Source organism: Chryseobacterium sp. G0201, from assembly GCF_003815655.1.
In the GTDB taxonomy this organism is placed as follows: Bacteria; Bacteroidota; Bacteroidia; order Flavobacteriales; family Weeksellaceae; genus Chryseobacterium.
Window position 1 is genome coordinate 1600902 of record NZ_CP033917.1, and the last position, 12741, is coordinate 1613642.

At 33.4% G+C, this 12741-nt stretch carries 15 protein-coding genes; 7 read left to right on the forward strand and 8 right to left on the reverse strand.

Annotated features, from left to right (window positions below; translation table 11 throughout):
• The first annotated feature begins 45 nt into the window (after positions 1-45).
• Complete coding sequence (locus EG348_RS07150; RefSeq protein WP_123981985.1) at positions 46-645, forward strand: hypothetical protein; 600 nt, start codon at positions 46-48, stop codon at positions 643-645.
• Between the two features lie 10 nt (positions 646-655).
• On the opposite strand, the gene EG348_RS07155 is transcribed toward EG348_RS07150, so the two are convergent.
• On the reverse strand, positions 656-1537 hold the full coding sequence (locus EG348_RS07155) for a bestrophin family protein (protein ID WP_123981988.1): 882 nt from the start codon (positions 1535-1537) through the stop codon (positions 656-658).
• 225 nt (positions 1538-1762) lie between these two features.
• Between EG348_RS07155 and EG348_RS07160 the strand changes: the two genes are divergently transcribed.
• Both EG348_RS07160 and mutS read left to right on the forward strand, forming a co-directional pair.
• Positions 1763-2638, forward strand: a complete 876-nt coding sequence (locus EG348_RS07160) for a cupin-like domain-containing protein (RefSeq protein WP_123981990.1) — start codon at positions 1763-1765, stop codon at positions 2636-2638.
• Between the two features lie 181 nt (positions 2639-2819).
• Positions 2820-5417 (forward strand): DNA mismatch repair protein MutS, encoded by a 2598-nt coding sequence (gene mutS / locus EG348_RS07165; protein ID WP_123981992.1) that lies wholly within the window; start codon positions 2820-2822, stop codon positions 5415-5417.
• 1 nt (position 5418) lies between these two features.
• On the opposite strand, the gene EG348_RS07170 is transcribed toward mutS, so the two are convergent.
• The 3 genes from EG348_RS07170 to EG348_RS22065 form a co-directional block, all read right to left on the reverse strand.
• Positions 5419-5853, reverse strand: a complete 435-nt coding sequence (locus tag EG348_RS07170) for an energy transducer TonB (RefSeq protein ID WP_123981994.1) — start codon at positions 5851-5853, stop codon at positions 5419-5421.
• 72 nt (positions 5854-5925) lie between these two features.
• Entirely contained in the window at positions 5926-6720 is a 795-nt protein-coding gene (locus tag EG348_RS07175; protein WP_123981996.1) for a hypothetical protein, read from the reverse strand.
• A gap of 181 nt (positions 6721-6901) precedes the next feature.
• The gene (locus tag EG348_RS22065; protein WP_410494138.1) at positions 6902-7051 is read right to left on the reverse strand and encodes a bacteriocin-like protein; all 150 of its coding nucleotides are present in this window, start codon (positions 7049-7051) and stop codon (positions 6902-6904) included.
• Between the two features lie 128 nt (positions 7052-7179).
• On the opposite strand from EG348_RS22065, the gene EG348_RS07180 reads away from it, so the two are divergent.
• From EG348_RS07180 to EG348_RS07190, 3 genes are all read left to right on the forward strand, one after another.
• The gene (locus EG348_RS07180) at positions 7180-7668 is read left to right on the forward strand and encodes a TlpA family protein disulfide reductase (protein ID WP_123981998.1); all 489 of its coding nucleotides are present in this window, start codon (positions 7180-7182) and stop codon (positions 7666-7668) included.
• A 10-nt stretch (positions 7669-7678) separates the two neighbouring features.
• Positions 7679-8332 (forward strand): thioredoxin family protein, encoded by a 654-nt coding sequence (locus EG348_RS07185; RefSeq protein ID WP_123982001.1) that lies wholly within the window; start codon positions 7679-7681, stop codon positions 8330-8332.
• Between the two features lie 90 nt (positions 8333-8422).
• Positions 8423-8818, forward strand: a complete 396-nt coding sequence (locus EG348_RS07190) for a DUF2809 domain-containing protein (RefSeq protein ID WP_123982003.1) — start codon at positions 8423-8425, stop codon at positions 8816-8818.
• Here EG348_RS07190 and EG348_RS07195 read toward each other — a convergent pair whose 3' ends face one another.
• From EG348_RS07195 to EG348_RS07210, 4 genes are all read right to left on the reverse strand, one after another.
• Positions 8819-9736 carry a YARHG domain-containing protein gene (locus EG348_RS07195; RefSeq protein WP_123982005.1) on the reverse strand — a complete coding sequence of 306 codons (918 nt, stop codon included), beginning with the start codon at positions 9734-9736 and terminating at the stop codon, positions 8819-8821.
• A 66-nt stretch (positions 9737-9802) separates the two neighbouring features.
• Positions 9803-10441, reverse strand: coding sequence for a DUF2306 domain-containing protein (locus EG348_RS07200; protein ID WP_123982007.1), 639 nt, complete (start codon positions 10439-10441; stop codon positions 9803-9805).
• Between the two features lie 6 nt (positions 10442-10447).
• Positions 10448-10855 carry an energy transducer TonB gene (locus tag EG348_RS07205; protein WP_123982009.1) on the reverse strand — a complete coding sequence of 136 codons (408 nt, stop codon included), beginning with the start codon at positions 10853-10855 and terminating at the stop codon, positions 10448-10450.
• Positions 10856-10866: 11 nt separating this feature from the next.
• Positions 10867-12069 (reverse strand): NAD(P)/FAD-dependent oxidoreductase, encoded by a 1203-nt coding sequence (locus EG348_RS07210; protein WP_123982011.1) that lies wholly within the window; start codon positions 12067-12069, stop codon positions 10867-10869.
• Between the two features lie 114 nt (positions 12070-12183).
• Between EG348_RS07210 and EG348_RS07215 the strand changes: the two genes are divergently transcribed.
• On the forward strand, positions 12184-12675 hold the full coding sequence (locus tag EG348_RS07215; protein ID WP_123982013.1) for an acyl-CoA thioesterase: 492 nt from the start codon (positions 12184-12186) through the stop codon (positions 12673-12675).
• Positions 12676-12741 lie beyond the last annotated feature (66 nt).

Sequence of the window (12741 nt, forward strand, 5' to 3'; positions counted from 1 at the left end):
TTTCAAAAATAGCAAAATACTTATATTTGACTAAAAAAATACGCTATGAAAAATGTATCAGTTGTCATGATGTTGTTCTTTGGTTTTATTTTTTCAAAGGCTCAAAATACTTATTATCCACAGGCTTTTTTCGATAAAAAGCTGGCTCAACAAATGATAGGCTTTGGAAATTCTACGCTTGAGGGTGTTGCTTCAACCAAACAAAAGAATAATTGGGGGATCAAACCTTTATTGGGAGAAAAACATTATGCTCCGAAGGGAACTGTAGTGATGCTTTTTCCTGTAACGCCTTATTTTGAAGAGTTTTACAGCATGAGAAAAAAGTACGAGAACAAAAAAACTACAGTTTATATGTCCGAAGAAGCTTTTAAATATAGAATTGAAGCTTTAACCGATGATCGCGGCAGATTTAAATTTGAAAAACTTAAACGCGGAAAATATTATCTTGAAACCATCGTCAATTTCACAGCGACAGCAAGTTATCAGCAGAAAACGGGGCAATCAGATGCGTACAACGCTTATGGAGGATATTTGTACTCCACACCGATATATCAAACGTTTTTCTACGGATATTCTTCCGGAAACCGAGAAAGCAAATTTGTAGAAATAAAACAAGACGGCGAAATAAAAGAAATCAACCTTTAAAGGTTGATTTTTATTTTTTAAGACCCATAATTTGGTGAACATTCTTCTCGATATTCTGCGCCAAAGCTTCCATCGGAATATCATTTTCATCATTATTAAAAGGATCTTCAATTTCTTCCGCAATCATTTCCAGACTCATCAATACATAGTACACAAAAACGGTCAATGGCACCATGAAAAGCCCGATGTTGATGACATAAGCAATCGGCAAAGCAAAAACATACAGAATAATAAATTTCTTAATAAACGAAGAATAAGAATAAGGAATTGGAGTATTTTTAATTCTCTCACAACCACCACAAACATCCAGAAAACCGGAAAGTTGATTATCTAAATACAGCATTTCAACGTCTGATATTTTGCCTTCTTTTTTTAACTGACCCAATTTATGCGTTAAAAGAATAACAATTTCACTTGGTCCGTGATGTTTCAAAGATTTTTCAATTTCAGAATAATCTTCATCCAAAGCCAATCTCGTGGATTCCTTAGAAAGATGTTTTGCTAAAAAGTGAGGATAAAATTTTAGATATCTTGCAATCTGTTCAGCATCTTTTCTGTCATCAATTAAGATATTATTGATTTTTACAGCAAAATTTCGGGTGTCGTTTACCAATTTTCCCCAAAGTTTTCTTCCTTCCCACCATCTGTCGTACGCTGTGTTTGTCCTGAAAACCAATAACAAAGAAAGAACAAAACCTAATAAAGAATGAATCATTCCCACATTGCTGACTCCGGATTTTGAAGTAAGATGAAAATATTCTACTTCTAAATACTGAATACCCCAAGAGTACAGTCCTACCAAAATCATACTTGGAAAAAGGATTTTCAACGTATCACTTTTATGTAAACTGAAAAGGATTTTAAGGAAATGTTTGGTATTGTAGGCTCTCATAAATTAGGTTAGTCTTACAAAGATAAAATTTTCGTTTTACTTTCCTTTTACGGGAAACTTAAAATTAGTTTTAAAAAAAATGAGAATTTAATGTCCCACAGATTTCCAAGGTTTTAAGCTATTTTTTAATCATCTGTGCAGATCTGTGTGATCTGTGTGAGAAATATAATTTTTCTAAATTTCAAAAAAACACTATTTTTATTTCGCATTAAATCCACAAACAAAATGATTCTCGAAAACGTAGATGTTGTCAACGATATCAGTAAAGAAGATTTTCAGAAAAATTATTTTAAAAAGCATAAACCTCTCTTAATTAAAAATTTTGCGAGCCGTTGGGATGCTTTCGATAAATGGAATTTCGATTTTATCCGCGAAAAAGCAGGTGAACAGGACGTTCCGTTGTATGATAACAAACCGGCAGATGCTTCCAAAAGTACAGACGCTCCCGTCACACACATGAAAATGAAGGATTACATCGATACCATAAAAAGTAAGCCTTCAGATCTGCGTATTTTCTTTTACATTATCACTGACAGACTTCCTGAGTTGCTGAAAAATTTCACCTATCCTGATCTTGGAATGAAGTTTTTTAAACGACTTCCCACTTTATTTTTCGGGGGAAGTGATGCCTATGTTTTGATGCATTATGATGTCGATTTGGGAGATTTTCTTCATATTCATTTCGAAGGAAAGAAGAGAATTTTATTGTTTGATCAAAAACAATCGCCTTACTTATATAAAGTTCCGCTATCGGTTCACACAATCTATGATGTAGATTATGAAAATCCTGATTACGAAAAATTTCCGGCTTTGAAATATGCAAAAGGCTATGAGATATTTATGGAACATGGTGATGCGCTTTTTATTCCGGGAGCATTTTGGCATTTTAACAGATATTTAGAACCCGGATTTTCCATGTCTCTACGAGCTTTGCCTAATAAGCCTAACGTTTTTGCAAATATGCTCTATCATGTTTTCATTATGAGATATACAGACAAACTAATGCGAAAGCTTTTTAAAGAAAAATGGGTGAATTATAAGCAGAAATGGGCGTATGAAAAAAGTACGGAAGCTTTGGCTAAAAATTTAAATAATAGATGATTTTTTATTTCCCACAGATTTCACGGATTTAGACAGATGATTACGCATATTTTTTGTAGAAATTTAAACAGAAACATCTGTGTAAATTCGTAAGAGAAAAAATATTTTAAATTAGGAAGCATTTTAATCCTTCTGTTTTATTTCTTACTTTTACCATCCTAATTTTTTAAGAAAGATTTTAATGGCAAAGGCGAAGAAAGAAAAGAAAGAAACCCCGTTAATGACTCAATATAATACCATCAAGGCGAAATATCCTGATGCGCTTTTATTATTCAGAGTGGGAGATTTCTATGAAACTTTTGGGCAGGATGCTGTTAGAACTTCTCAGATTTTAGGTATTGTTTTAACTAAAAGAGCAAATGGAGACGGGCACATAGAATTGGCGGGATTTCCACATCATTCTGTAGATTCTTATCTGCCAAAGTTAGTGAGAGCCGGACTTCGAGTTGCGATCTGCGACCAATTGGAAGATCCTAAAACCGTAAAAGGAATTGTAAAAAGAGGAGTGACCGAATTGGTGACGCCCGGAGTTACGTTCAATGATCAGGTTTTAAACTCAAAAAAGAATAATTTTCTCCTTTCTGTGCATAAAGAAAAAGAAAAATTCGGAATTGCTTTGGTTGATGTCTCAACAGGAGAGTTTTTGGTAAGTGAAGGAAATCTTGAGAAATTGCTTCACATTGTCAATACTTTTGATCCGAGTGAGATTATCTATCAGAGAAGTGTGCAACTTCCGGAGCAGCTTAAAAATAAAAGCGCCTTCAAGCTTGAAGACTGGGCTTATCAATATAATTTTGGCTACGAAAAACTGACGAATCACTTTAAAACCAATTCTTTAAAAGGTTTCGGGGTTGAAAATTCTCAGTTGGCTATTACCGCAGCAGGAGCCATTTTTGCTTATCTGGTGGAAGATACGCACCATAATTTATTGGCCCATATTACAAAGATTCAGGTTATTCCGCAGGATGATTTTTTAATGATGGATAATTTCACGCTGAGAAATCTGGAAATTGTTTATCCAAGTAATCCGCAAGGGAAATCATTATTAGATATTATCGATAAAACTTCAACTCCGATGGGAGGGAGGTTGTTGAGAAGAAGAATTATTCTTCCTTTAAAATCTGTTTACGAAATTGGCAGAAGGCTTTCTTTAATTGATTTTTTAAATGAAAATGACCATCTGAAATACGAAATTTCCCAGCTGTTAAAGGCTATTTCCGATTTAGACAGATTAATGGGAAAATTGGCGGCCGAAAAGATCTCGCCTAGAGAATTAGGACATTTGCGTCAGAGTTTAATTAATATTCATAAAATTAAGGCTTTGCTTCATCCTCATGCCGATGTTTTGGCTTGGCTTGAACCATTGTGTGATCTTGATGAGTTGATTAAAGCTCTGCAAAATCATTTGAATGAAGAACTTCCGGTAAGTCTTGCGAAAGGAAATGTCATTAAAAAAGGTATTTCCGAAGAGCTGGATATGTTGAGAGGACTTCAAAGCAAAGGTCGTGGTTTCCTTGATGATATGTGTCAGCGGGAAATTGAAAGAACAGGAATTACAAGTCTTAAAATTGATTTTAATAATGTTTTCGGATATTATATTGAAGTTCGAAATACACATAAAGATAAAGTTCCAAGTGATTGGCTGAGAAAGCAAACGTTGGTGAATGCAGAACGTTACATCACGGAAGAATTAAAAGAATACGAAAGTCAGATTCTTGGCGCTGAAGACAAAATTGGGGTTTTAGAGAATCAATTATATAGAAATGTTTGTTCTGAAACCATGGTTTATATGGATCAGATTCAGGAGAACTCAAATATAATTGCACAATTGGATGTTGCGGTTGGTTTGTCAGAACTTGCTGTTTCTGAGAGTTATACGAAACCTGTTTTAACGGATACTTTTTCAATCGATTTAAAAGAAGCAAGGCATCCGATTATTGAAAATGCGCTTCCTTTAGGCGAAAAATATATTCCGAATGATATTTATTTAGATAAAGATTCTCAGCAAATTATCATGGTTACGGGACCCAACATGGCGGGTAAATCGGCGATCCTTCGTCAGACAGCGATTGTTTGTCTTTTGGCGCAAATTGGAAGTTTTGTTCCTGCAAAATATGCTGAAATTGGAGTTTTAGATAAAATTTTTACCAGAGTAGGAGCAACAGATAATATTTCGGCGGGTGAATCAACTTTTATGGTTGAAATGAACGAAGCTGCTAATATTTTGAATAATATTTCAGACCGAAGTTTAATTTTATTAGACGAAATCGGTCGTGGAACTTCCACTTATGATGGAGTGTCTATTGCTTGGGCGATCGCGGAATATCTTCATCAACATCCGACTCAGGCTAAAACGTTATTTGCAACGCATTACCATGAATTGAATGAAATGACCGTGAATTTCGAGCGTGTAAAGAATTTCCACGTTTCTATTCAGGAGAATAAGGGAAGTATCATTTTCCTTAGAAAGCTAATTCCTGGTGGAAGTGAGCACAGTTTCGGTATTCATGTTGCAAAATTGGCTGGGATGCCTTCAAAAGTGGTTAACAGAGCCAATGAGATCTTAAAAACGTTGGAAGCAAGCCGCGGACAGGGAACTGGCGCATCTGAAACTATCAAAAGAGTGACCGAAGAAAATATGCAACTTTCTTTCTTCCAATTAGACGATCCTGTGTTGGAAAATATCCGTCAAGAACTGACGAAAATTGATATCAATACTTTGACACCAATTGAAGCTTTAATGAAGCTTAATTCGATTAAAAAGATGATCGGGAAATAAGTTAATATTTCTTCAATGATAAAGGGAAAGTATAAAGATAACGAACGGGCTCATTATTTACAGTAGCTGGTTTCCATTTTACAAACATTCTTCTGATCGCTGTTTCTGCGGCTTCTGAGTGTTTTTTATCATCTCCTGTCGCTGTAACGTATCGTACATAGCCGTTTTTTTCAACGATAAAATAGACTCTTGTGTTGATCTTATTGGTTTTTACATCAATAATATCCATATTGTCGGCAAATTTTCTGTGGAAAGCTTCCATTCCTCCCGGAAATTCGGGTGCCTTATCTGCTTTTGTTACCACATCATCCATTTTCATTTTTGATTTTAAAAATGTATAATCTGTAATCGTTGGAGTACCTGTTTTTGTTTCTGCTTTTTGCCCAAATACTGTAATACCTAAAAATGCTATTAAAAAGAAGAATAATTTTTTCATAGCGAAAGAATTTAATTAAGATTTCGATGCTTTTAACCAAAGCAAAAAGAGAGCCTAAGTGCTCTCTTTGTATTATAAATGATTGTATTCGTAAGTAGTGATCTCGGTATCGGTTATGCTTGTCCCTGTTTTTTCATAAAAATCGCGGGTGTCTTTCTTAGGATATCCGTTTGTATGGTATTCGTAGGTTGAATGGTAGATTGTCCATTCGTCTCCTGGTGTAGTAGTATATTGGATACGGTTGTTATAATCTATAACATTACGGGTTGATCCGTTCATATCCTCACTGTCCATAAGTCTGGTGTATCCGATGATATTTTTAAATGGAAAACTTCCGCCGTCATAAGCAACATTTTTAAGAATTCCGGTTCCGTTTTGATTTGTTCCCGGCTGTACATCTGCTACGGTTTCCGTCCAGTTTTTTAAAGATCCGTCAGTGTTTAAATACACATCTTTTACATAAGTTTTAGTTGAGTTGGTATGAGCAAGAACATCGGTTATTCTTACACGATCGGCACCAATATAGGCATAATCTGTAGTGTAAGTTCCTCCTTGATAAGTAGATGATTTTTTTGTAATCTTGTTTGAACTGTTATACGTTACATTTGTGGTCTGTGTTGATCCATCAGCGTAAGTATCAAGATATTTGGTGATCAAGTCACCGGAATAGGTATAAGTTCTTTTGAAATTATCCGTTGTATTGGTCATGGTAACAATCTTGGCTCCGTTATAGCTAAAAGTGTAATTATCACCATCCTGCACCATTTTTGTGACTAAAATTGGGTTGTCTTCCGCGGAAGTATCTTCCTCAACCGTTGCACAAGATGTGAAAAGTAAAATAGGTAGTAAGAAGTAAAATTTTTTCATATAAATTGATTAAATGAGTTATAAGAGTCAAAAATAAGAGAAATAATTAATTATTGGAATTAATTATGATTAAAAATATAATGTGATTGACGCATTTTTAATTAAAAATATATTTTTTCTAACAAAAAATGACACCAAAATTTGATGTCATTATAATTTTAATATAGAGAAGTTTTAAAAATTAACAGCAAACTCCTTTCGCGTTGCAAGCACCAATGTAAGCTTCACCATCTGTGTCTGTAAAACAAAAACAAGTTGCAACACACTTTATTTCTCCGGCGCCATTAACTTTCTCTAATTGTTCTCTTGTAAGTTTCTTTAAATTTTTCATAAAATAGTTTTGATTTGTAGTACGAATATAAATAAAATAAGTCAAACATAAGTGATAAAATTATTTTTAGGGTTAATTTTAACATCATTCCAAAATAAAAGCTAATAATAATTTCACTAATTTTGAGTATGAAGAATGTAATCAGTATATTATTTCTGTGCTTGTGTTTTACGGTTTTTAAAGCACAACAGACAACGGTTCCTTCTGTTAAATATGAAGAGCTTGAAAAACGTATTCAGCAGGAGAAAGATAAACTTCTTGTCGTTAATTTTTGGTCAACAACATGCGCGCCATGTGTAAAAGAGCTTCCACATTTTATGGAAATGAATAATAAATACGCCAACGATCTGAAATTTAAAATGATTCTGGTTTCACTTGATCGATTGGTAGATAAAGAAAGAGTAATCAAATTCATCAAAAATAAAAACCTCACGGCAGAAGTCATTTTATTGGATGATATCAAAAGAATGAATACTTGGATTCCTAAGTTTGAAAAAGACTGGGACGGAAATATTCCGGTGACTATATTTTATAAAAATGGTGAAAAAGTACATTTCAATGACGGCGAAATGAGTAAAGAAGAACTTGAAAATACAATTACTAAAAATTTACAATAATCAAAATAATATGAAAAATCTAAAAATTTTAATGACAGCTTTTATTGTTGGTTTAGGGCTTTTGAGCTTCACCACGATAAACGATGATAAAACACCTCAAAAGCGAAACTCTTCTTCCGTAAAAGGATATGAAGTAGGTGATGAAGCAACAGATTTTAAGCTTAAAAATATCGACGGGAAAACGGTTTCTCTAAGTGATTTTAAAGCTGCAAAAGGCTTTATCGTGATCTTCACATGTAATCACTGCCCGTACGCGAAAAAATATGAAGATAGAATCGTAGAGCTTGACAAAAAATACAAAGACCAGGGTTATCCTGTGATCGCGATCAATCCAAATGATCCAAGTGTACAGCCGGAAGACGGTTACAAACAAATGATCGAGAGAGCGAAACAAAAAGGTTTTACTTTCCCCTATTTGGTTGATGAAGGTCAGAAGATTTTCCCTCAATACGGAGCGACAAAAACGCCACATGTATTTGTTTTACAGAAAGAAAACGGTAAAAATATCGTAAAATACATCGGAGCAATCGACAATAATTACGAAAATCCAAACGACGTCTCAGAATATTACGCTCAAGACGCTGTAAACGCTTTAATAAAAGGTGAACCCATAAAAATGACAAAAACTGTTGCCATCGGATGCACCGTGAAAGTAAAGAAATAATATCTTTGTCGAAATAATAAATAATCGGTGTTCTTTTGAATGCCGATTTTTTTAATAATAAAATCAATTGGCTTTAGCCAAAACTTAAATATGAAATTCAAATTCAGTTTAAAATATTTCGTTGCAACAATAGTAATTTTCTTGGTTGAGGTTTTAATTGCTACAAAACTAAAAGATATTTTCTTCGTCAGAGCCTACCTTGGAGATGTAATTGTGGTGATTCTTCTGTATACTTTTGTTAAAAGTTTTTTTATTGTTAATAATCAAAAACTGATTCTGGGAATTCTTGCTTTTTCTTGCCTGATCGAGTTTGCACAATTCTTCAATATTGCAGAAAAATTAGGCTTCCAACAAGGAAGCCTGATGTATATCGTGATCGGAAATTCATTTTCCTGGATCGATATTTTATGTTATGTCGCGGGTTGTTTGCTGCTTTTTCTTTTTGTGAAATTTATTAATCCAAAAGAAGAAATAAACGTAAATTAATTATCTTCCGAAACTGTCATATTTATCTTCCGCATATTTTATAAAACGGTTCAACAAAGCCACGTTCTCTTTTTCCATTGGAGAAAGGTCGCTGTCTACATTATTAGAAACCGGAATATACCAATCTGTCTGTTCAAAAAAGTTTCTGTAAGTCTGTTTTTTAAAAGCATAACCATGTCTTGCAAAAACCGAATTTTTAATGATTTCAAGATCTAGTTTTCTTAAGTTTTTAAGGTCTTTTTCTGCCAGTTTTTGTTTCGAAGCATTTAATTTAAACACAGCATCAGAAGCAACTCTGTTTTTTTGAGTTGTATATTTTTCTGTTTTTCCGGTTTCTTCATCGGTGTATTTTTCGACAAAGTCTTTCGGGTTTTCCCAATCTACCAAATTTGATTCTTCATCCAACATAAAATTAGGATTATAAACGAATTCTTTCTTGGTTAATTTTAATGTCTTTAGTGGAGATTTTACAGCTTTTTTATTGAATACAGACCATTTTCCGGTAAGGCTGTCACCAGTTAATTTTACTTCAAATCTTCCATCCGTTTTATCGTTTCCAGGTTCGTCAAGCGTAAATGATTTTGAACTTTCATTAAAAATTCCTCGGAATGGTCGTTGATTTCCATTCACAATACTTTGCCCGTAAACACTGTCTTTTGTGATCCTGTTGATCTTTAATGCGATCTTTTTATAAACATCACCTTCATATTCCTCACCATCTTCAGAAGTGATCATTTCCTTTCCTGCAAAATCACCCATGTAAATTCCGTACAATTCTTGGTGAACTTCAGGAACAACTGCAGAGTCTTTCTTTGCAACAAGAGAATCTTTTGACGAAACGGTTTCTTTTGCATCCTTTTTACAGGCAATTAAACTAATTGTAAATAAGGAGACTAATGTTAATTTTAAAATTTTCATATGTAGTTTTTTTGATTTTTAATGGTGGTGTACAATCGCAAAATTACGGATTGTAGTAAAGCGATTTTATATAATTTTTTTTGTGATTAAATATTCAATTAAAAGGATATTCGGAACCCAACCCATCCATGCAATAATTTCATAAACATCCATCGGATTGGGGTGGAATAAATATACAATAATAACCTTCCACATTCTTAAAGTGACTGCAGAAAGCGTTAATGCAAAACTGCGCCACATCCATTGTTTATGTTGTTTAAATTGCTGCTGTCGGGCAAATTGGTATGCTTTAAAAGTAGTAAACCACCACAAACTTCCCAAAATAACAAAAGAAATTTTAGAAAAAACATCTCCGTTAGCTAAAAATCCCATATAAACTCCTGATGGAGCAGAAAAGATCAATAATAGAAAAATATAAACCTTTCCCGAGTTTCTGTGGAAATTTTTCAACCCAAAATTTTTCCTGAGAATAGATGAAAATCCTGAAAGTAAAACAAAAATACTCGTGTAAACATGCGTGTAGAAGAACCACAAATACTCCGGTCTGTCGGTAACTTCGGTTTGTTTTATCATTAAAAAACTCACCTCAGTTTTTAACGGAATATATTCTAACGTGATTTTCAGCATAAGCCAAAAAAAATATCCGAACCCTATGATTAAAAGGGTTTTGAGGACGTTTGGGATGTTTTTTTTGATTAAATGCATTATATTTTACATACCATTCATGGTGAAAGGAATAGTAAACCAATACTTAACAGGTTGATTATTATACATTGCAGGTTTCCATTTCTTTTTGATGGAATTTATTACACGTTCCATTTCTTTATTTAAAATTTGACTGTCGCCAGTTGCTGTTACAGATTTTATACTTCCGTCAATATCAATAGAAAATTTTACTTGAGATTTGACGGTTCCATTAATTTTAGATAGTATAGCGGTATTAAATTTTTTTGAAATAAGGTTTCTGAATTCATTGATTCCACCTGGAAATTCTGGCATTGTGTCTACCTTATCAATATAATATGAGGCTTGTGTATTATTTGATTTACTTGCTTCTGTTGTTTGAGAAAAAATCAGATTGAAACCTAAAAATAGAATTAAGATTAATGTTTTTTTCATAAATGTATTTTTTAAATGTTATTCAAATCCTGTGCAATCAGCCAAGCTTCACTCCAGCAAGCCTGAAAATTAAAGCCTCCTGTCACCGCATCAATATTCAAAACTTCTCCCGCAACATAAAAATTAGGCAAAATTTTAGAGGACATATTTTTAAAATTAATTTCTTTTAAATCTACCCCTCCAGCAGTTACAAATTCATCTTTAAAAGTTGATTTTCCTGTTACCTGCAGTTTCTTTTTGCATAAATTTTCAAGAATCATCTGCATTTCCTTTCCAGAAATTTGGGCAACCTGTTTGTTGAGGTCAACTTTTGAAACTTCTAATATTTTCTGCCAGAATCTATTCGTAATATCAAATATTTTCGCTAGTCCAATAGTCTTTTTTGGATTGGATTGTTTGAAGTTTTGAAATAATTCTTCTGCATCATCAATATCTTTTGAGATAAAGTTAACTTCAATTTCAAAATTATATTTAACCTTTGCTAAGCTTAATGCTTCCCAAGCCGATATTTTTAAAATTGCGGGTCCCGAAAGTCCCCAATGGGTAATTAATAAAGGTCCGCTTTCTTCTGTCTTTAATTTCGGAATGGAGATTTCTGCATTTTCAAAGCTTGTTCCGGGCAATTCTTTTAATAAATCATTCTTAATATTGAATGTAAAAAGGGATGGAACCAAATCAATGATTTTATGTCCTAAATTTTCAATGATTTTCAATGACTTCGGCGAACTTCCCGTTGTATAAATCACAAAATCAGCTTCAAAATCGCCTAAACTTGTTGTAACGATATATCTTTCGTCCAGTTTTTCAATTTCTTTTACCGAGCATTTTGTTTTTACTTCAACTTTTTTTTGCTGAATTTCATTCAATAACGTATTAATAATGGTCTGTGAAGAGTTGCTTTCAGGAAATACTCTGTTGTCATTTTCTATTTTCAACGGAACTTTTCGTTGATCAAACCAATCCATCGTGTCTCCCGGCTGAAATTTAGTAAAAACACTTAATAATTCCTTATTCCCACGAGGGTAAAACTGAACCAATTCTTTTGGATCAAAACAGGCATGCGTCACATTACAACGTCCGCCTCCGGAAATTTTAACTTTCTGAAGTACATCTGAATTTTGCTCAAGAATCGTAATTTTATATTTTTTTTCGTCAAGATTTGCTGCGCAGAAAAAACCTGCCGCACCACCTCCGATAATGATAATTTGCTTCATAATTCCTTTAATCTTATGCTGAAGATTATTTTTCCAAAAGTACAATTTTTATAAACCATCTTATTTGAGTAATTTTGAAGAATATAGTTTAATTATTCTAAAACAGATTTCTAAATGATATTTTACCATAAATTCGAAGTTCGTTGGAGTGATCTTGATGCCAACAAACACTTAGCAAATTCTTCTTACGTGCAGTTTTGCGCCCAAACCAGAATGGCTTTCATGAAGCAGGAAAAAATGGGCGTTACGCAAATGAGCCGATGGGGGATTGGCCCTGTGATCATGCATGAAAGATTTTCTTTTTTCAAAGAAATATTCGCAGATCAGGTTGTTATTGTAAGTCTGGAAATCGATGGATGTGCGGAAGATTGTTCCATTTATCGTTTTGTACATAAATTTTATCTTCCTGATGGTTCACATTGTGCTACTTCAGAGGCCACAGGAGTTTGGATCGATACGATGTTGAGAAAAATGACAACTCCACCGGATGATGTAATAGAAGCGATGAACAAATATAAAACACCGAATACGGTAATTTTAACGAGAGAAGATTTTAAGAAATTACCTTTCCGTCCGGAAAATATTGATCCGACGAAACTTAACTAATAAATGATAATAGATAAATGATAATAGATAAATGATGGTTGATAGAGTAAAATTCTTCAAAATCAT